This is a genomic window from Paraglaciecola mesophila KMM 241 (genome assembly GCF_000315015.1).
GTDB lineage: Bacteria > Pseudomonadota > Gammaproteobacteria > Enterobacterales > Alteromonadaceae > Paraglaciecola > Paraglaciecola mesophila.
The window spans coordinates 45,141-67,352 of the sequence record NZ_BAEP01000029.1 but is presented as its reverse complement, the minus strand read 5'-3'; the positions used below and the strand labels follow the sequence as shown (position 1 = coordinate 67,352).

The 22,212-nt window shown below is 44.7% G+C and carries 13 protein-coding genes; 10 read left to right on the top strand and 3 right to left on the bottom strand.

Annotation, left to right across the window (positions count from 1 at the left end):
• Positions 1 to 223 precede the first annotated feature (223 nt).
• Positions 224 to 925 (bottom strand): SIMPL domain-containing protein, encoded by a 702-nt coding sequence (locus GMES_RS06995; RefSeq protein WP_006991924.1) that lies wholly within the window; start codon positions 923 to 925, stop codon positions 224 to 226.
• Positions 926 to 1,069: 144 nt separating this feature from the next.
• Positions 1,070 to 1,909 (bottom strand): sulfurtransferase, encoded by an 840-nt coding sequence (locus GMES_RS06990; RefSeq protein WP_006991923.1) that lies wholly within the window; start codon positions 1,907 to 1,909, stop codon positions 1,070 to 1,072.
• 410 nt (positions 1,910 to 2,319) lie between these two features.
• On the opposite strand from GMES_RS06990, the gene GMES_RS06985 reads away from it, so the two are divergent.
• The 6 genes from GMES_RS06985 (at position 2,320) to GMES_RS06960 (ending at position 12,045) form a co-directional block, all read left to right on the top strand.
• On the top strand, positions 2,320 to 3,879 hold the full coding sequence (locus GMES_RS06985; RefSeq protein ID WP_006991922.1) for an adenosine deaminase family protein: 1,560 nt from the start codon (positions 2,320 to 2,322) through the stop codon (positions 3,877 to 3,879).
• Between the two features lie 47 nt (positions 3,880 to 3,926).
• Positions 3,927 to 5,387, top strand: coding sequence for a uracil-xanthine permease family protein (locus GMES_RS06980; protein WP_006991921.1), 1,461 nt, complete (start codon positions 3,927 to 3,929; stop codon positions 5,385 to 5,387).
• Positions 5,388 to 5,524: 137 nt separating this feature from the next.
• Complete coding sequence (locus GMES_RS06975; protein WP_006991920.1) at positions 5,525 to 6,904, top strand: 8-oxoguanine deaminase; 1,380 nt, start codon at positions 5,525 to 5,527, stop codon at positions 6,902 to 6,904.
• Positions 6,905 to 7,220: 316 nt separating this feature from the next.
• Complete coding sequence (locus GMES_RS06970) at positions 7,221 to 9,659, top strand: TonB-dependent siderophore receptor (protein WP_006991918.1); 2,439 nt, start codon at positions 7,221 to 7,223, stop codon at positions 9,657 to 9,659.
• 84 nt (positions 9,660 to 9,743) lie between these two features.
• Entirely contained in the window at positions 9,744 to 11,456 is a 1,713-nt protein-coding gene (locus GMES_RS06965) for a cupin domain-containing protein (RefSeq protein WP_006991917.1), read from the top strand.
• Positions 11,457 to 11,739: 283 nt separating this feature from the next.
• Complete coding sequence (locus tag GMES_RS06960) at positions 11,740 to 12,045, top strand: hypothetical protein (protein ID WP_006991916.1); 306 nt, start codon at positions 11,740 to 11,742, stop codon at positions 12,043 to 12,045.
• A 93-nt stretch (positions 12,046 to 12,138) separates the two neighbouring features.
• On the opposite strand, the gene GMES_RS06955 is transcribed toward GMES_RS06960, so the two are convergent.
• Positions 12,139 to 12,720: a porin family protein gene (locus tag GMES_RS06955; RefSeq protein ID WP_006991915.1), complete on the bottom strand. Its 582-nt coding sequence runs from the start codon at positions 12,718 to 12,720 to the stop codon at positions 12,139 to 12,141.
• A gap of 543 nt (positions 12,721 to 13,263) precedes the next feature.
• On the opposite strand from GMES_RS06955, the gene GMES_RS06945 reads away from it, so the two are divergent.
• The 4 genes from GMES_RS06945 to mgrA all read left to right on the top strand — a co-directional run bounded on the left by GMES_RS06945 (position 13,264) and on the right by mgrA (position 22,196).
• Positions 13,264 to 14,481 carry an efflux RND transporter periplasmic adaptor subunit gene (locus GMES_RS06945; RefSeq protein WP_006991913.1) on the top strand — a complete coding sequence of 406 codons (1,218 nt, stop codon included), beginning with the start codon at positions 13,264 to 13,266 and terminating at the stop codon, positions 14,479 to 14,481.
• 15 nt (positions 14,482 to 14,496) lie between these two features.
• A complete protein-coding gene (locus GMES_RS06940; RefSeq protein ID WP_006991912.1) occupies positions 14,497 to 17,973 on the top strand; it encodes an efflux RND transporter permease subunit in 3,477 nt (1,158 codons plus the stop codon).
• On the top strand, positions 17,966 to 21,088 hold the full coding sequence (locus tag GMES_RS06935) for an efflux RND transporter permease subunit (protein ID WP_006991911.1): 3,123 nt from the start codon (positions 17,966 to 17,968) through the stop codon (positions 21,086 to 21,088). The genes GMES_RS06940 and GMES_RS06935 overlap by 8 nt, the downstream gene beginning before the upstream one ends.
• A 91-nt stretch (positions 21,089 to 21,179) precedes the next feature.
• Positions 21,180 to 22,196, top strand: a complete 1,017-nt coding sequence (gene mgrA / locus GMES_RS06930) for an L-glyceraldehyde 3-phosphate reductase (protein ID WP_006991910.1) — start codon at positions 21,180 to 21,182, stop codon at positions 22,194 to 22,196.
• Positions 22,197 to 22,212 lie beyond the last annotated feature (16 nt).

The following is a 22,212-nucleotide window of genomic DNA, read 5'->3' as shown; positions in this document are numbered from 1 at the left end:
GTTGCTCCGCCCGAAGTGGAACTTGATTATTACTATTGATAATTGACTTTCCATTAAAGCATTTAACGAGATAGGCGAATACGGCAACCTTGGATAAGCTGTATTCGTTAACATCTTTTTTCCTAAACCATTCAAGTAATCAAGCACGGTATAGCTAATCAAGCAAGTTTCTGTTCGCAATAGTAAGGTATCATTTCACTATTAGGCATGTAACCGCCTCACTTTACTCCACCAATTCGAAGGTTACGTTTACCTGTGCAGCGGTGTTAATTTGGCCTGGTAGTGAATCACTTGATTTGCTCATCATCATCACTTCACGACCTCTGGGCATGGGTGAATAACCACTATTTTCACTGATCGAGATAACTTTACCTAGTTTGGCGCCTAAGGTTTTTGCCATACGAGAGGCCCGTAATTTTGCATCTTTCAGTGCCAATTCTAGCGCTGCTAAATACTGCGGTTGTGGATCTTCAACAACATAATTGAAGCCATCAATACGACTCGCTCCCGTCGTTAATACCGCATCAATCACTTGGTCGTATATTGAAATATCGCGCAAGGTGAAGTTAATTTCTCTTGAAAGCTTAAAGCCTTTTTGAATGCGTTGATTATTACTGTGTTCGTACCAAGGATTCAGCTGAACACGCATTGATTGCACGTCTTTTTTGTCAACACCAAAGGCCAACACACTGCTGATAATGGTTTGGGTTTTGTCTGCGACGACACTGTTTAAATCTTGCACCCGCTCTCCTTGCTCCTCTACATAAACACTGAACTGGAACAGGTCTGGCACACTTGCCACATTCGCTTGGCCACTAACGCTAATTTGATGCACTTTGTCCTCAGTACTAGCAGCGCTCATTGGACTAAAACTTAATGCGGCGCTTGACGCCAATAGAGTAACAATAGCAAACGCGTTTTTCATATTATTTCCTTTACATCGCGATGGGTTATAATCGCTGAATTTCAACGATTGAATTATCTATTTGGGTGAATGAATACTCACTGAATCAACTGATTACCCTTGCTTAACAGAAGTTGCTAGCGAGTAGCGCAGGCACTTATATGATTATCTAACAACAGGTAATCTTTCATCTGCACCCCACTCACTCCATGAACCGTCATAAACTTGTATATTCTGATACCCTGCTTCATTAGCCGCCAAGGCTAAGACACAGGCTGTTACGCCAGAGCCACAGCTGAACATTAAATTATCGTTCTCACGAACCCCTAACGCATCGAATCTAGCCTGCAGTTTTAGGGGGGGTAGCAATTGACCATTTTCAATACAGTCACTAAAAGGTAAATTCAACCCATTGGGCATATGGCCGCTACGTAGGTGGGGTCTCGGCTCTTCTACCTTTGCATAAAACCTATCCGCTGAACGCGCGTCTATAACATGACAATTAGGTGCATCAAGTGCTGCTAAAACACCGTTAGCATCTATCACTCTTTGTGCATGAAATTGACTTATAAAGTCTCCCTCTTGCTTCTCTAACGACAACTGTTCAACACATTTGAAGCCCGCTTTTTGCCATGCAGGAAAGCCACCATTTAACACGTAGACTTCCTTGTGGCCCATGCATTTAAACATCCACCACACGCGGGGTGCGCTAAACAAGCCCTGATTATCATAAACAATCACGATACTGTCTTTATTCACACCAAGTTTTCGCACTTCTCGCTGAAATAACTCTGGGCTGGGCATAGTGTGAGGTAGTGAACTAGATGGGTCGCAAATCTGATGTTCAAAATCAAATACTTGTGCTTTTGGTATATAGCCGGCAGGGGCTGGTTCTGGCTCACCTGTGGTGATCACGTTCATTGTACTCATGAAAACCATCGTGTTGGCATCATCCAAATGCGCATTTAACCATAGTGGGCTTACGAGGGCTGAAGTGTCTTGCACTGGGTTCTCCATTATAAAAATCGGGTCAATAGATCAACGTTATTTTAGGTATCTTTTCGCTGTTACGTGCTAATGAACTTTTCGCATTATTGACCACTATACACGATCGTTCTACCCGATGCGGATTAGCACACTTCATCAATTTGTAATCACGATAATGTCTATCATTCAACAAGTAAGCGCGTATTTGATTAAAGTGTGGTTCATCTATGTGTATCAAAACAGAAGTAAACTGCACTATAAAAGTGCAACTTAATTTGCAATTAGCATCCCACAATAATTTACTAATATTTATTCCTTAAATTACAAAGCCTTAAAGAGACATTTCACACTGACCATTTGGTCAAATAATTGCAATGAATTGTGCCATCTTGACTAGACTTTATCAGTCAACAGCAACGGACACATTTATGAACATCGTACAACACATTCGTCGCCACATTTATAAACGCCACTTTAATGTGCACACCAATTCGAACTCGACTCTCAAAAATAAACGGCATATTAATCGTTACGTGAATCACTATTTTCAACTTTTTGTTTTCGTTGGGTATACCCTGATCCCCTTTGCTACGAAAGCAGACGCACCAATAAAGCCCAAGCCTCATTGGTTTGAATCATTTAAGCAACAGGCTAGTAACACAGCCCTATACAACTTTTTATATGCGCTACCAAAAGGAGGTGACCTTCATCATCACCTTGGCGGCTCGGGGTTCAGTCATTGGTGGTACACCCTTGCTACTGATGAAAAAACTAACGGTGGATATCGCTATTACACCAAGGTGTTTATCAAACAATGTCATGGCTATGGCAATAATGAGTTTGGCCGTAATCCGCAATTATTGTTATTCAAGACCATTCAACATAGCCACTATGCAGCGCTGAATGATTGCGAGAAAAGCGAATATCGCGATCTCGTCACATTGTCGGACGAACAAAAATCTGCATGGATGAACAGCATTAGATTAGACAAGCCGTTTGAAGGACGGGCTGAATTTTTTGAAAAGCATTGGTCTCGCCTAGGCGATCTGAATCGCAATCCAATCATAATGGCAGAATTATTGGTGAAAAATATGCAAGCTTTTGCAAAAGAAGGGTTGCGCTACATTGAAGCGCAAACCAATGCCAAAGGCGTTGTAAAACCAGATGGCTCTCAATATTCACCCGATGAAGTAGTCGATATTTTCCGTCAACGGTTAGCTCAAGAAGATGCCATCGCCACAGGTGTCACCGCCCGACTGCAATATGCGTTATTGCGCTTCTTACCTAATGCGGAGCAAGAACTTGAATGGATATATCGCTTTGTTGATAAGCATAGAGACATCTATGTTGGTATCAATATGGTCGGCCGAGAAGACAACGATAAAGGGTATCCTTTACGGTTTTTATCCACTTTACGAAAATTACGCCAGCGCATCCCAAACATACCGCTGGCCATCCACGCAGGTGAAGTAGATGAGCCAAACTTTCATGTAAGAGACACCCTACTATTAGGCGCTAATCGTATAGGACATGGGGTCAATTTGATTGACGATCCTGCCACCATGCTATTGATGCGAAACGAGCGCTATTTAGTAGAAATTAACCTTGTAAGTAATTTGCTGCTTGAGTACGTCGATGAATATCATCAACACCCCTTCCCTGAGTACCTGCGCACCGGGATCCCAGTTGCGCTATCAACAGACGACCGCGGTATGTGGGATTCAAACATGACAGACGAGTACTTTGTTGCCGTTAAAGAATTCAATTTATCATGGCAAGAGCTGACTGGCTTAGCTGAAAACTCTCTCAAGCATGGATTTGTTGATGAGCGAACTAAACGCGCGCTACTAGCTAATTATCATTCCCGTATCAAGGTATTTGAGCAGACATTTTTAGACCAAGGCGCTAAAAGCTTTCCTCAAACGCCTTCCCGTTACGGAAAATTTATTTGTCGGCAATATGCACTTTGCCAACCAGCAAAGAACTGATCCCTGAATAACGTGTTACCCATAACAGATAAAAAATAGGCCAACATATGCAGACTAATCGCCCCCAAAATGGTGAAATTTTATACTCTTTAACAGATGTTCCTTCTGTTGGTCATAGTACAACTGCTGCGCTGCAGCATATTATGGCGTGTTTTATTGGCATCATTACACCCACATTGATCATCGGTTCGGTACTTGGCTTGCAGGCTGAAATACCTTACCTAATCAGCATGGCGCTGATGACATCCGGCGTATCCACTTTTATTCAAGCTAAAAAATTTGGGCCTATCGGTTGCGGCCTTATAGCCGTGCAGGGAACGAGTTTTACTTTTATCAGCGCGTTGTTAGTCGCCGGTACCGCAATAAAAAGTCGTGGTGGGTCGAATGAAGAAATTATGGCTCTGATGTTTGGTTTATGTTTCTTTGGTGCCTTTGTTGAAATTGTATTAAGTCAATTTATTCAGCATTTAAAAGCAGTGATCACCCCTCTCACCACAGGGATCGTGATCACCACTATCGGTATCACCTTAATTAAAGTCGGCATGACTGATTTATCCGGCGGCTTCAATGCACCGGATTTTGGCGCGCCGCATAATCTTATTTTAGGCCTAAGCGTACTTGTTACCGTGATTGCCCTTAACGCATCTAAATATCCGCTGTTGCGCTTGAGCGCGATATTCATTGGTATGTTAGTCGGCTGCATCATTGCTTGGTATCAGGGTATCCTGTCATTCAATAATATGCTGTCATCCCCTTTGATTAGCATACCTGAGCCGTTTAAATACGGTGTCGCGTTTGACTGGGAACTGTTTATTCCAATAGCACTAGTGTATTTCCTAAGCGCGATTGAAACATCAGGCGATCTAACCGCCAACAGCCTTTTTTGTAAGGAGCCAATCAAGGGGCCGATTTACCTCAAGCGCATAAAAGGCGGAATTTTAGCGGATGGTATTAATTCTATGTTGGCGGCCATGTTTAATAGCTTTCCCAATACTACGTTCGGGCAAAACAATGCGGTGATACAAATGACCGGTGTCGCCAGTCGTCATGTTGGATTTTATATCGCCGGCTTTCTGGTATTGCTTGGCGTATTTCCGGTTGTTGGCAGTGTATTGCAGCTTATGCCTAAACCTGTGTTAGGTGGCGCGACGCTTGTTATGTTTGCAACTATTGCCGTTGCAGGTGTAAAAATACTGACCAGCGAGCCAATTGATAGGCGAAAAAGCCTCATCATCGCAACATCTTTAGGATTAGGTCTAGGTGTCATGATGGTACCTGACACACTGGCCCAATTACCGCAACTAGCCAACAACATACTCTCATCTTCGGTTACCACGGCAGGTTTCTGCGCGATTATCATGAGCATTGCCATACCAGAGCCGAAACCTGCCGTGGTAGAAGCAGATATTTTTGAGCCACAAGAGCCATCACTAGCGCCTAAGTACAATCAGCCAGCAGCTACAGTTTTAGTGGGTGAATCGCCAATAAACGAGTCTGAACAACGTTGAGCAGCAACGAGAGAAGCAATCGCTAGTGAATGAATTTTACAATTTTATAGGACTAAACACCGTCATTAACAACACCTGTTTTCCAGTAGCTACAAAAGTAATACCCATTAGTATGCATTTTTTAAGGGACACACGTTATGCAAGCAAGCACAGCACCGACATTATGGCTTAAATCTCCAGAAGCGGTATTCACCGCGAACAACCAAAATGCCGGCAACGGCCTATTGATCCAAGGTAGCCGTATTATTGAATTAGTAAAAAGCGGCGAAACCCCAAAGTTACACTTCGACGCCATAGAAAACTGCACAGGTAAAGTGATTATGCCCGGCATGATCAACACCCATCACCATTTTTATCAAACGCTGACGCGCTGTGTGCCTGGAGCATTGAATAAACCACTGTTTCCTTGGCTGACATTTTTGTACAAGGTATGGAAAAACCTAGATGAAGAGATGTTATACAGTGCAACTAAATTAGCGGGGCTTGAATTAATGAAGTCTGGTTGTACAACCATTGGTGATCATCATTACGTGTTCCCAAAGCGGCTCACCCATGCCATTGACGTTCAGGTTCAAGCATTAGCAGAGCTAAATTGTCGAGGCATTCTGACGCGAGGCTCCATGAGCTTGGGCCAAAGCAGTGGGGGCTTACCTCCAGATTCTGTAATACAAAACGAAGAAACCATTCTTAAAGACTCACAGCGCGTGATTGACGCCTATCACCAATCCGCTACCAAGCATGCTAGCCCCATGTTGCAAATTGCGCTAGCGCCCTGCTCACCCTTTTCTGTCTCACAGGAGTTGATGGAACAAACCGCCCTTTTGGCGAAGCAAAATGATGTATTGCTTCATACTCATCTCGCCGAAACTGAAGACGAAAATGCATTTTGTCAGCGCATCTACGGTGCACGCCCGTTGGATTATTTAGAACAGTGCGGCTGGTTAACTGACAGAACATGGCTAGCCCATGGCATTCACTTCACTTCAGAGGAAATTGTCCGTTTAGGCAATGCCAAAGTCGGTATTGCCCACTGCCCTACTTCAAATATGCTGTTGGCATCAGGCATATGCCCAACTTTGGACTTAATAAAAGCTGGATGCCGTGTGGGTCTGGGTGTAGACGGCTCAGCGTCGAATGACTGTTCGAACATGATACAAGAGGTTCGCCAATCTCTTTTACAACAAAGGCTACGTTATGGTGCTGAAGATATCACGGCTGAATATGCTTTAGGACTTGCAACTAATGGTTCAGCCTCTTTACTTCATCGCCAAGACATTGGCGATATCAGCATGGGTAAACAAGCAGATTTAGCTATTTTTGACTTAAGCGAACTGCGTTTCTCTGGTGCTGGTGACCCAATAGCCGCCATAGTGACGTGCGGAGCACATCGTGTCGATAAACTCATGTTGGCAGGAAAATGGGTAATAGAAGAAGGAGAACACTTTGCAATTAATGAACGAGAGTTGCTTATAGAACATACAAAACTCGCCAAAAAGCTGCAATCTGCAGTGAATTAGACTAAGTCTGCAGGTATCGTGAATTTATTTGACCAATGAGTTCACCCACCAGTTGGGCGTTTTTCGGTGCAAACAAGAGATTTTCGAGCCATTTTGGTGCATCTAATATTATTTCACTGCTCTTCTGTTCCGGATATATCATATTTGCCAGAGATGTAAACTAAAAAAATCATAAATATCAGTACGTTACATATTAGACTAATTACTTGACCATTTGGACAAGTCTTTGGCACCCTTCATGCTTTTAGTCTGTGTAGTAGCACCAAAATTTTAAACTATACACACACCCATAAGAAAAAAAGTGAGAGGAATACAGATGAACCATCCCTTATTTAAAAGCTCAACCTTGAGCAAAGCTGTTTTGCTAGGATTAGCGATGTCGCTAGCTCCCACCATATCAGCTCAAGAATCGGCAGTTCAAGAAACCGCCGATGTAGAGCGTATTGAAGTAACGGGATCACTAGGTAGTTTACCTGGTCAAGGTGTAGAAGCCGTTTTCGGTTTTGGTAAGTCTATTTTGGAGACTCCCCGCTCAGCATCAACCATCAGTGATGAGATGCTAGAACGCTTTGCAGTAACCGACATCGACGATTTAGTTGCCTTCTCGCCCGGTACGTTTACCCAATCATTCTTTGGTGTCGCCGGCTCACTTGACGTACGTGGTACGCCCGGCGAAACATATTTTCGTGGCGTTAAGCGCTTAGATAACCCAGGTAACTACCCCACACCTATTGGTGCATCAAGCCGTATTGATATTGTACGTGGCCCGGCCTCACCAATTTATGGCCCTGCAAAAATTGGTGGCTACTTAAACTTTAATCCTAAATCAGCCCGCGCCAGTGGCGGCCAGTATCTTGAAGAAAATGAAGGTCAATTTTCTTATACGCTAGGATCATGGGATAAAAGCGTCATGACCGCAGAAATTGGCGGCCCTGCCACTTTAGGCGGCAAAGAAGCGGGTTTCTATTTGTACGGCGAGGTTGAAAATTCAGGTAGTTATTATGAAAACTCAGGTACCGATCAAACCGTATTGCAAGGCTCATTTAATATCGACGTAACCGATAACCTGCGTTTTGAATTCGGTGGCATGTATCACGATTACGACGGTAATCAAGTGGCTGGTTGGAACCGCTTAACTCAAGATCTAATCGATAACGGCACCTACATTACAGGTACCGCGAAAAACATCGATACAGATGGTAGCGGTGCAATTTCGCATGAGGAATATGGCGCAGTGAACTTAGCAGGGAATGGTTTCTTTTACGCCGTGCCTTCTTTATTCACAGATGCAGATGCCACTGATTTAATGCAACTAGAAAATGTTGGTACTACCACATTGGGCCGCAATCAAGTATTGGTCGCAGCTGATGATGTATTGCAAAATACGGTACAAACCTTGTATTTCGATGCGATTTACTACAGCGATAATGGCTGGGAAATCAAAAATCAATTCTTCTATGAAGACTATGAGAACTTAAACGAGAACGCCTATGGCTTCTCGCAGTTTCATAACAGCTCAGTGGTTGAAAATAAATTAATCTTCTCTACTGAATATGAAACCAACTCGTTGCTAGCTCAATTCCAAGTATCACCATCAATTCGCCACACTAACTTCTTACACGGCGATGATTTCACCTATGAGTACTTTAATCGTCGTGATTTGACCATGGAATCCACTGCCCTTGACAGACGTGAAATGGCGACTCGTATCAACGACAATTACGATAACTACGATAAAGGTAACTATACCGATTACGGTATAGCGGCCATGACAGATCTAACCTGGGACTGGGGTTTGAATATCGTATTAGGTCTGCGTTACGACACCATTGATATAGAAACAACGAGTCGCGGTGATTTATTACTAAACAAAGGTGACATTCTTTCAACCAGTGAAACGGTTGACGGGACATCATGGAATACCAGTATTTCTTATAAAACCGAGTTTGGCTTAATCCCATATGTAACGTTGGCTGAGCAAGCAACCTTAGTCGCAGGTCAAGGTGCGGAAATTGGCTACGGTCAGTTAATCGATGATGATGGTAATAGTTATAACGGTGCATTTGATACATCTGAACTTACTGAGTTTGGTGTTAAAGGTTCATTCTTAGACGATTCGTTATATTTCGCCTTGTCTGTATATGAACAAGAGCGTTCAGATTTCAACGCACAAGCAATTGTGACCAACGCTACCACGCAAAACAAAGGTACCGAATTTGAATTACGTTGGGTAGTGAACGACCAATTAGTCGTTGGCGCCGGTTATACTAAAATGAAGGTGTATAACTTAACTGCGTACAACGACGGCAACGGCGGTTCGTTGTTCGGTTTCCTAGGAGCTGAAGACTTAACCAGCTTAACTGACCCTTCATTGGTATTCGGTGGTAACCCAATCGGTTTAACGCTTATCCCTGAAGGTGCAAGTAAAGAATCTGCCAGAAAAGCCGGTATTCCTGAAAACATCTACACATTAAACGCCACGTATGACTTCTTAAATGGTTATGCGGCGAGTGCCAGCATTGTGCGCGCAGATGAGACTTACTCTAGCTTCTCACAATCGGTGGAACTACCTTCGTACACTTTAGTGAATGCCGGTGTGACTTACACCACAGATACATGGTCAGCCAGTTTGAACATCAAAAACTTAACAGACGAAGAGTACTATCGTGCAAACTTCCCTGATTTGTTCGGTGCACAAATTGTTTTGCCTGAGCTACCACGTCACTATCAAGCGTCGGTATCTTATAAGTTCTAATCACTAAGTAACTTTTATAAGTGATTTATTCCAACAGACAGGTATGCTATTTAGCATGCCTGTTTTTTTATATACGGTTACATTATGCTAAAAACGTTTTCGAAATCATTACAATCGATCAGTACGATCATTTTGCTGAGCTTTATTGTCAGTGCGTGTCAAAACAACACATCCCCCTTAACTTCCTCACGCACTTCGCAACAAGAATCTGAAGAAGCCAAGCCACTTGAGATAAAAGTCGTCGTTGTTACCATGTTTGAAATAGGCGAAGACGACGATGACAAACCCGGCGAATTCCAAATGTGGAAAGAAGGCCAAAACCTCAATACCCGCTATGCATTTCCTATGTCGCATCACGACATCTACGTGAATGAAGACACCGGCGTTATGGGCATAGTCACTGGCATGGGCACAGCAAAGGCAGCTGCCGCTATCATGGCTTTAGGGTTAGACCCACGCTTTGACTTAACGCACGCCTATTGGTTAGTCGCTGGTATTGCCGGGGTGGACCCGCAAGATGCCTCAATCGGCTCGGCTGTGTGGGCCAACTGGTTGGTTGATGGCGACCTAGCGCATGAAATTGACGCCAGAGAAATTCCTAAAGATTGGAAGAGCGGTTATTTTCCCTTATTTAGCGTTGAGCCTATCAGTGCAGAACCAACAACGCCGAGCGATGAAAAGGTGCAAGCTGTGAATGGCGAGGCATATCAGCTTAATACTCAGCTAACCAAGTGGGCCTATGAGCTAAGTAAAGACACAGCACTAAGCGACTACCCTGCGATGTACGAGTTACGTGAAAAGTACATCAATTACCCGAATGCCCGTAAGCGTCCGTTTGTATTAATTGGCGACCACATGGCAGCTGCTACGTTCTGGCACGGCAAATTATTAAACCAATGGGCCAATGACTGGTCAGCCTATTGGAGCAATGGCCAAGCTAATTTCGTGACGTCAGGCATGGAAGACACCGGCAGCTATCAATCGATGATCTACTTGGATAACGCCCAAAAAGCAGACAAGTCACGCTTTATGGTATTGCGCGCTGCTAGCAACTATTCAATGCAGCCCGACAGTTTAACCGCCGCAAACAACCTCGCCATGGAAAGCGGTGAAAATGGCTATGCAGGCATGCAATCAGCCCTTGAGTCTGCCTACAGTGTTGGCAGTGTGGTGGTAAACGATATCGTCGCTAATTGGGAAACCTACAGAGATGCCCTGCCCTATGAGGCGTCAAAAGTGGCCCCAGATGAAGCTACGTTAAACGAGATATTAACCCCAACCACTGACCCCGTAGATGCCAAACTCAGCGCAGAAGAGCTAATAAAATCGCTTAATCTAACGGGTCATGTAGAAGGCGGTTTCTACCGTCAAACATTTAAAGCGGATCATCGCCCCATGTTAAGCACAGAGCACGGGGATCGCGTCAATATGACATCTATCTACTATTTGCTCAGTGCAAAATCGCCCATCGGACACTTTCACATGAACCGCTCAGACATTATGCATTACTTCCATGTGGGTGACCCCATTACCTATTATTTGCTCAATCAAGACGGCAGCCTTGAAACACACATACTCGGCCCTGATCCAACCCAAGGTCATGAGATGCAAATGGTGGTAAAAGGCGGCACTTGGAAAGCATCAAAAATATCTACGACCGGCGATTATGGTTACGGCTTAATTGGCGAAGCCGTCGCACCGGGCTTTGAATACCAAGACATGCAATTAGCTGAACAAGCAGAACTTGTCAGCACCTACCCGCAACACAGCGATTTGATTAGAACCTTAACTCGCTAACCGCGTTAGTCGCGCTATCATACAAACGATTTGGCCTGGTTTTTACCGGGCCTTATTATGTTCAATCACCCCCATTCATGTTTATTCACACGAACGATTTATATTGCAACTTATCCTGTGAAGTCTTGTCTCTAATGTTACTGTGATAAAAACTGTTTATTACCATTGACCCCCGAACTCTAAAAATAAAGAATTCTTAGATTAAGCCGAGCCTAGTGCCCGCCAGTGCTAAGTTAACAAACCATAGCTTGTTTTATGCCATTAACTGCAAAAGGAACATCTCATGCCCCAGTTTTATCTATCACTTGTTACGCCTAGAGCCGTCACTATGCTTATCGCGGGCACCGTTATGGGCCTATTAGTTACAGCCAGCACTTATGCTCAGCAAATGGGCAGCCCTCTTGATTTTGTTAATTCGCAATTAGCTGAACAAATGAAAAATCAGGTACGCGCCATGAGCGATCCTGATTTAGTAAAGGCGCGAGCACAGTTACAAAGAAAGTACTATGAAGCGCTAATAGAGGCTGGTTTTAGTAAAGAAGAAGCCATGAAGATTATTATTGCGACGGCACAAGGAGATGCTAATTGAGGCCCTTGCTATTTAGATAAATACTGTAGATATAAAGAAGGACCTGCGTTTAGCAGGCCCTTTGTGCAAATTATTCTTACTGAATATTAAGACTTAGAAAGTGTACTGCACGGCAACACTTGCGTAATCTACATCACTGTCAAAGCTGTCGATTTCTGACAAAATGCCAATTTCGTCACGCTCAAACTCTAAGTCGAAACGTGTGTATTCTAAGCGCACATCCCAATCTTCAGATACAGCAAAAGATGCACCCACGCCATAGAACAAATCATCTCCGTCTGTGCTGTCGTTCACACCGGCTGCATTAATATCGGCGTCCCACCATAACTGTCCGCCTTTAGCATACACGGTGATATATTCGTTAATTGGCAAGCCTGCTTTTAATCCTAGCGTATACCCGTCAACTTCTGTGTTGAACGTATCATTACCGTATTCGCCGAAATCGATGTAACCACCTTCAATCGATACGTATTGGTTGAACTGTGTGCCGATATACACATTGGCTGCATTATCGTCACGATCAAAGTCTTCATCTCCATCCACATCTACTAAACCATAACCGGCACCTACATAAATACCGTGGTGATCTACACCATCATTCGTCGCAGCAAAGGATGCACCTGAAGTCATAAGTAAAGAGGTCGCTGCTAGTGTAGTAAGGGTAAATTTTTTCATAGTTTATCTCCGTATTGCTTAATCAAGAGTGTTGTTACAAAGCAAAGCTATTCACGTTGCTGAATTAGCCTTAAACAAGTGTTATGCCAAACAAATTGTAAGAACGTAAATTCGATAAAATACAATAACTTAATGTAGTTCCATCTTATTTCAGACCGGTCTTTCATAGTGTCTGTCTGTGAACAAACTGCTTGAATGCTTGCAACTTTTACTGGCTAAAAAACAACCCGTTTTCTCGCGCTGCCGCTGCGCTTTTCAAACCACCGAGTGCAGCGATTTCTACATATTTTGGCTTGTGACGAATAAGTGGGGGTTTACGCCAAACTATGGTTTGTTTGACCTAACTGAAATAATTCAAAGTCATGAGGAATTAGATAAAACACTGATTCAATTGAAATAAAAGTCAATTTTTTCACATGGCACAACTTCTGCTCTATTGAGGAACACACAGACCGAAGCGCTACAAAGTTTACTTGAAGCGCCACCACCACGGTCTTTACACACATATTTAGCATTATAAAAATAACGATACAGGGGAATAAAATGACGATTAAAACGATACCGTTTATCAGTTTTAACGCACTTACGATACTTACATTACTTATGAGCACGGCACTGCTTTCGGCTTGCGGCGGCGCAGATGCCATAAGCACTGAGCCCGAACAAGCATTAGTCATTTCAGTCCCCGTAGAGGCAGGCGTCCTGCATAACGGTGAAATTTCCTCTAATTACACCACCACAGCGGTACTTGAAGCCAAGGAAGAAGCCTACGTAGTCGCCCGCGCTTCGGGCATTATTGAACATATTTATGTGGAAGAAGGTGATTACGTTACAAAAGGTCAAGTGCTGGCGCAGTTAGAGCCAGAGCGTTATCGGTTAAACCTCGCACGGGCCAAAGCCGACTTAATTGGCATCGAAAAAGAATTGGCAAAAATAGACAAGGTGTATAATCAAAAGCTCGTGAGCGATGACACCTACGATAAAATTAGCGCCCAATACGCATCCACTAAAGCGACGTTATCGCTGGCGCAGCTAGATTTAAAAGAAGCCACTATCGTGGCGCCTATTTCTGGTTATATTGCCGCACGTAACGCCAAAGTGGGTAATTTAACCGAATCATTTCAACGCGCTCAAATGTTCCATATCGTCGAACAAAATGAGTTACATGGTGTTGTCTACTTACCTGAAAAAGAACTGTCTCGGGTGCATAAAAATCAAGCGGCGAAATTAACCCTAAGTGCATTGCAAGATAGTACGGTCACAGCCTATGTTGAACGCATCAGCCCAGTAATCGATGCCGCAACAGGCACGTTTAAAGTGACGCTTCGCGTACCAAATGATGAGAAATTACTTAAAGCCGGTATGTTCGCCCACGTCAGTTTAAATTACGACACCCACCAGCACGCCACGCTTATGCCCCGTAAAGCCATGCTCAGCATTGATAATAAAGTTAATGTGTTTGTTGTGGTCGACGGTGTTGCCCACAAACAAGAAATACGTGTGGGTTTTCAAGAAGGCGACTATGTAGAGATACTCAGTGGCCTGAAGGGCAACGAACACGTAGTGATTACCGGACATCAAAATTTGAAAGACCAGGCGCCTGTTGAAGTAGTCAATGCCGAGTCACTTACGCTGCAGGCACAATCACCTGTTGCAGAGCCAGCGTCTAGCGCTCAAAAACCCGTTGAATTTAACGGTGATGACACAAGCGAAGCCACAGATACAGACACAACAGCCTCAAACGCTGATCACACTCGCTAAGTAAGGACACCTAGCATGAATATTGTTGATATAGCAGTAAAACGCCCGGTCGCTGTGTGGATGTTCACATTTGCCATTGTGTTATTTGGTATGGTGTCGCTGTCACGGTTAGCCATTAACCTATTACCTGAATTGTCCTACCCTACCCTGACTATTCGTACCGATTATGTGGGTGCTGCACCTGGTGAAATCGAACAGCTCGTCTCTAAGCCTATTGAAGAAACCATTGGTGTTGTTAAAGGCGTACGTAAAGTCACCTCTTCATCCACTTCTGGGCAGTCCGATGTGCTACTCGAATTCGAATGGGGCACGGACATGGACATGGCGAGTTTAGAGGTACGCGAAAAGCTCGATACCTTAATTTTACCTTTAGACGTTGAAAAACCCGTGCTGCTGCGCTTTAACCCAAGTTTAGATCCCGTTATGCGCCTCGGATTCGGTATTGCGAGCACCAGTAATACAGCTAAAAACGTTGACGTCATTCAAAGCGCCGCCCTTGATGTAAGTAGCATGAAACGCCTGCGAGAATACGCAGATCAACAGATCAAGCGTAAGTTAGAATCCATTTCTGGTGTAGCGTCGATCAAAATAGGTGGCGGCTTAGAAAGCGAAATTCAAGTATTGGTTGATCAACAAAAAGCCAGTCAATTAGCCATCCCCATGAGCGACATCATCAAACGTTTAAAAGAAGAGAACGTTAACGCTGCAGGAGGACGTGTCGATGATGGCTCTCAAGCCTACACCGTACGCACGCTTAATCAGTTCACTAGCATACGAGATATGCAAAATGTGTTTATCGCCCGACGTGACAACAAGAATATCCGCTTAGGTGATATTGCTATTATTCAAGATGCCTACAAAGAGCGGGATTCCATTACAAGGTTCAACGGATTAGAAGGGGTCGAAATTGCTATTTACAAAGAGGGAGACGCTAATACAGTACAAGTAGCGCAAAATGTAAATCAAGAACTGCGTCAACTAGAAAGCGCTTTACCAGATAACTACAAAATACAGCTCATTTACGACCAGTCAGTGTTCATTGCTAATGCCATCGACGATGTAAAATCTGCAGGCATAATAGGTGGGTTGCTGGCGATGGTGGTGTTGTATTTATTCCTACGTAATGTTTGGCCCACCCTGATCATCTCCATTTCTATTCCTGTGTCTATCATCGCCACGTTCAACCTAATGTACGGTAACAACATTAGCTTGAACATCATGAGTTTGGGCGGGATTGCGTTGGCCATCGGCCTATTGGTCGATAACGCCATTGTGGTGCTTGAAAACATAGAGCGGCACAAAAAAACACAAAGCGATGTTAAACAAGCGGCAGCACAAGGAACGAAACAGGTATCCATGGCCATCATCGCCTCTACCCTTACCACCATGGCGGTATTCTTCCCATTGGTATTTGTTGAGGGTATCGCTGGTCAGTTATTTGCCGATCAAGCCCTGACCGTTACCTTTGCTTTGGGAGCCTCTTTGCTTGTTGCGTTAACGGTTATTCCTATGTTGGCAGCACGAGCGCGCTCGAAACCAGCACATGGCGACACATACAAAAGCGTAACGGACAACGCTAACAAGCATCAGCAAAGCCCACGCCCGTTAACACCCCCCTTAAATCACACCGTTGATTCGTCTGGGGTAGGCTTTGACTCTAATTTTGACCCTAGCTCTAGCCTTAATATCAGCTCTGATAGTCAGACCAGCGTTAAAAGTGGCAGCAAACCGAGTGTCACCAAACGCATCTTCGCTATTTTAGCGCTGCCCTTTGTGTGGTTATCCCGTGGGTCGTTTCACTACCTACCACTTTTTTTATCTACATTAGCGCTCATCGTATTTAGAGCGTTAGCTAAGCTCATGGGCTTTATTTTCAAACCACTGCTTTGGGGATTTGAAAAAGGTCTCAATTTCGTGTCTTTTTACTACGCACGCTTACTAAAATACGCACTGCGGACGCCCGGGTTGCTATTGATTGGCATAATGGCAATGGCCGCCAGCTCTTTATTTTTCATTCCGCGGCTCGGGATGGAGCTCATTCCGAGTATGTCTCAGGGGGAGTTCTACGTTGAAGTCACCTTGCCAAGCGGCACATTGCTTAGCCATACCGATAACACTTTATCAGCGTTATCCGCCTTTACCCTGGAGCAAGACGGCGTGAAACGTACTTATTCATTGGCTGGCACTGGTAGTTTAATGAACGCGTCAGCCAGTCAGGGCGGCGAAAACTGGGGAAAATTAAATGTTGTGATGCAAAGCAATGCAACAGGCGAGCAACTGAAAAACGTACAAGACAAAATGCGAGACTACTTGCGTAAACAAGCCGGGGTGCAGGCAGAGTTTGGGCAACCAGAATTGTTTAGCTTTGCAGCCCCGTTATCTATCGATTTAATTGGTTATAACCTAACAAATTTGGCTAAATACAGCACAATCTTAGTAGACGCCCTGCAACAAGACTCGCGTTTTAGTGATGTTACCAGCTCCCTGCAGCGAGGCACGCCTGAGCTTAAGATCACCTTTGATCACGCAAAACTTGCTCAATTAGGCTTAAGTGCACCTCAGGTATCTACACTGATAAACGCCAAAGTCGGTGGTGAAGTGGCAAGCCAATTCAATCTAGATGATCGTAAAATTGATATCTTGGTGCGCAGCCTCACCACCCAGCGTGATTCAATTGAAGACATAGGGCGCATCATAGTCAATCCTGGGGCACAGCGAGCCATTGCCTTAAATGCCGTCGCGGACTTAAGCATGTCTATTGGACCAAGTGAAATTACCCGCATCGGGCAAGAGCGCGTCGCCGTGATATCCGCCAATCTGGCCTATGGTGATTTAGCCCAAGCAGTCGAGGCGGCAAATCAACATATTAAAGACATGAACTTGCCGTATTCGCTGCAAGCAAGAGTGGCCGGGCAAAGCGAAGAAATGAAAACCAGTTTCGCATCTTTGAAATTTGCTCTGGCACTGGCTGTATTCCTAGTGTATTTGGTCATGGCATCTCAATTCGAGTCGCTGTTGCATCCACTATTGATATTGTTCACTGTGCCGCTGGCATGCGCAGGCTCCATATTCGGTTTGTTTATCACCCAAACGAACATCAGCGTGGTGGTATTTATCGGTCTTATCATGTTGGCAGGTATCGTGGTTAACAACGCGATTGTGCTCATTGACCGCATTAATCAGCTGCGGTCAGAGGGCGTAATGAAGTCACGGGCCATTATCGAGGCCGCCCACAATCGACTTCGTCCTATATTGATGACGACCTTAACGACTTCCTTAGGGTTACTGCCTATGGCACTTGGACTTGGCGAAGGCGCTGAGATGCGCATCCCTATGGCAGTAACCGTAATATTTGGCTTGCTGTTCGCAACGCTCCTCACCTTGTTCTTTATTCCTTGTTTATATGCCCTGTTTGATCGCAAATCAGATGCATTAATGGCGCAAAATGCACAACCGACAAGCATGACCGACAAGGAGCTAGGTTATGAATAAGCCCGACATGCAACAAGGTCATCAAGAACAAGCAAAAATCGCCGCTGCAGGCTCCAGCTTAGCGGCCTTTGCTATGCGACGCCCCGTGACAATAGGCATGTTGTTCTTTTCCATGTTGTTATTTGGCATCTTAGCCTCACAACTATTACCGTTGGAGAAATTTCCCAGTATTGATATCCCAGAAATAGCCATTCGAATTCCCTATGAAAATGCCACACCGGCCGAAATAGAGAAAATGATCACTCGCCCAGTGGAAGAAGTACTGGCCACCATGTCAGGCATCAAGCGCTTACGTTCGAAGTCAACCGAAGACGCGGCTGAAATACAGCTGCAATTTGCCTGGGATGAAAACCTCAAAGCCAAAGGCATTGAAGCCAGAGAAAAGATAGACGCCATACGCAATGACTTACCTGCTGATGTAGAGCGAGTTTTAGTTTATCAATTTAATACCAGTGACTTACCGATTTTCCAGCTCAGGGTATCTAGTGAGCGTGACTTATCTGATGCCTATGACCTACTTGAGCGAAACCTTAAAATACCGATTGAACGGGTTGCTGGGGTGTCAAAAGTTGAGTTGTACGGCGTGCTTAAAAAACAGATCGCTATTCGTATAGATACCCAAAAACAAGCCAGTTTGGGGATCACGAATACGCAACTACTCAGTGCGCTGCGCCAAGCTAACTTTGCCATGACAGCAGGCTCTTTTTACGACCTAGAACAAAAGATCACGATCAATCCACAGGGCGCATTCACCAAAATAGAAGACATTAACGCCCTGATCATCAAAAAGGGCGTACTGTTAAGTGACATTGCCCGAATCGGCTATGAAAGCCCTAAACGTACCGAGGGCAGACATTTAGATAGAACCTACGCCGTTGGCTTTAATATCTTTAGGGAGTCAAACAGTAACTTGGTCGCGGTGTCCGAAGCGGTCATGAACGTCATCAACCAAGCCGATGATAGCCCAGCCTTTGCAGGCATAACACTGTTCGTGATGGATGATGAAGCCGCCAGTGTAACCGAGTCCTTGGGGGATTTACTCAATGCAGGCTTACTCGGTGCACTACTATCCGTTATGGTGCTGTATACGTTTCTACGAAACTTAACCACAACCTTAATCGTTGTTTTATCTGTGCCCTTTTCCATTTGCATCACGTTAGGGTGTATGTACTTCATGGGGTACACCATCAATATACTGTCCATGATGGGTTTAATGCTTGCGGTGGGTATGTTGGTGGATAATGCCGTGGTGGTCACCGAGAGTATTCAGCAAGAGCGCAATCACTACCCTAACCCAATTGAAGCCACCAAAGCAGGAGTCGGTAAAGTCAGCTTGGCGGTAATTGCAGGGACGACCACCACAGCAATTGTATTTTTACCCAACATAATCGGCGTGAAAGTCAATCTCACCATATTTCTTGAGCATGTGGCCATTGCTATTTGTATTTCACTGTTTGCGTCTTTGCTTATCGCCCAAACCTTGATCCCCCTGCTTACCAGTCGATTATCCAGCGGCTTATCGAGCAAAGCCGCAAGTACTCATCCTCAAGCACCTGCCATGGGCAAACTCGCCAAGCAATACCAACGTGTCCTGAGTTGGTCCCTAGCGCACCGCGGCCTAACCTGTGTCATTGCTTTATTAATACTCGTTAGCACGGCTATTCCTATGCAGTTTGTGACTGGGGATGATGATGACGACAACAACAGTCGGTTATGGCTTAACTATGACATACAAGGCAATTACAGTTTGGTTGAGGTCGAAAAATCAGTCGACAAAATGGAAGCTTACTTGTATGCCAACCAAGATGCGTTTCAAATTGAGCAGGTGTACACCTATTTTACCGCGGGTGAAGCGACTTCAGCGCTAACCTTAAAAGAGGGTATGTCAGTCTCTAAAGGCGAACTAAAGGAACGGATCCTCAAGGATATGCCTAAGTTTGCCCGCGCTCGGCCATCCTTTAAATGGGAACAAGGCAACGGCGGTGGTCTGCAGCTAACCTTATTAGGTGATTCATCTGCATCCTTAAGTGACGTCGCTGAACGTGTGTTACCCGCAATTAAGCGAATAGACGGCCTGACTGACGTGGGCATTGAGGGCAATAATCAGAAATTCGAACTGCAAGTGATTGTTGATCGAAACAAAGCTTATCGCTACGGGCTATCTGCCAACGATGTTGCCAATACGATTGCCAGCGGTTTACGTGGTACTAATCTTCGTACTTTCAGAGATGCTGAAAGTGGCGAGATTGGTATACGGATGCTGTTCGATGAAGCATTGCAGGAGTCTATTACAGAACTCAAAAACCTCACCATTACTCGTATTGGTCAGCAAACGGTTACGCTGGATATGGTCAGCGAAACCAAAATCGTACCGCGCTTAGCAGAAATTCGTCGTAGCTATCGTCAAACATCCTTGACCATAGGTGCCAATATGAAAGATGACGTTACACTGCAGCAAGCCAAAGAGCGTATCGAAAACGTGATGCAGTACCTCACTCTACCCGATGGCTATAGTTGGACGTTTGATGGCAGTATTGACAGACAAAACCAGAATGAAACTGTCATGCAAACCAACATGTTATTGGCCCTTTGCATGATTTACATCGTGATGGCTGCGCTGTTTGAATCACTACTGTTACCCACAGCGGTCATCACCTCACTATTATTCTCACTGACAGGTGTATTTTGGGCATTGTTTGTTACGGGTACCGCCATGTCAGTAATGAGCATGATAGGCATGCTGATATTAATGGGAATTGTGGTGAATAACGGCATTGTGTTGGTCGACCGGATCAATCAGTTGATTGATCAAGGTATACCAATCAATGCAGCCGTCATTGAGGCATGTTTAACCCGAGTTAGACCTATTTTGATGACCGTGGCAACGACTATTGTTGGCTTAGTGCCATTGGCGCTGGGCAATACCTCTATTGGCGGCGATGGCCCGGCCTATTCCCCCATGGCAATAGCGATTATTGGTGGTTTGACCTTTTCTACTGCGACCAGCTTGGTGCTGGTACCGCTGGCGTATGTTTTACTGCTGCGCATGCGAGCGAAAACAGCAGGCTTAATACAGACCTCGAAAAACTGGGCGAATAAAGTCATTAAGATTTAGCCTGGCGGTGAAGCCTTTGAATTTTCATACATAAATTGAGAATTTAAAGGCTTTGGTTTAGGCTATCGAAAATTTTGCCAATCGAGTTGTTATGATCACCCATCAGCCAAACCCTACCTATCTACCCAGCGAAGCGCGCTACCAAGATATGCCCTACAAACGTTGTGGTAAAAGCGGTATTCAACTACCTCGTTTATCCTTAGGTTTATGGCAAAATTTTGGCGAAGTCGATACATTCAGCAATGCTCAAGCAATGGTGCACAAAGCGTTTGACTTGGGGATCAATCATTTTGATTTAGCCAACAATTATGGCCCTCCCTACGGCTCTGCGGAATCGACCTTTGGCAAGATATTGAAACAGGGCTTAGCACCCTATCGCGACGAGTTACTCATATCGAGTAAAGCAGGTTACGACATGTGGCCTGGCCCGTTTGGCATTGGCGGCTCACGTAAATATTTGCTTGCCAGCTGTGACCAAAGCTTAAAGCGCACGGGGCTTGAATACTTTGACGTGTTTTATTCTCATCGCTTTGACCCAGACACACCCTTGGAAGAAACCATGCAAGCATTAGACACCATAGTCCGCTCAGGGCGTGCTCTGTATGTGGGTATTTCAAATTACAGCGCCGAGCAAACTCAACAGGCTATCGCTATTCTCAATGATTTAGGCACCCCACTTTTGGTACATCAGCCACGCTACAATATGTTTAACCGTTGGATTGAAGATGGTTTGACAGATGTGCTTACCGACAACGGCGTTGGTTCAGTAGTGTTTTCCCCATTAGCTCAGGGCTTCCTAACCAATAAGTATCTTAGGGGTATCCCTGAGGGCTCACGCGCTTCGCGCGCAGAGCAAATCCATCTGAGCGCTGACCATATCTCCCAAGACAAAATAGCAAGGGTGCAACAACTCAACGAAATAGCCATTGAGCGCAACCAGAGTTTAGCGCAGCTTGCACTGGCTTGGGTACTGCAACCCCAGGCTGTGACCTCTGCAATTATTGGCGCTAGCCGAGTGGAGCAAATTGAAGACTGCGTAACCGCTTTGAACAACTTACATTTTAGCCCAGAGCAACTTGCTAACATTGACCAGATATTAGCGGGTTAACGGAAATATCCACAGA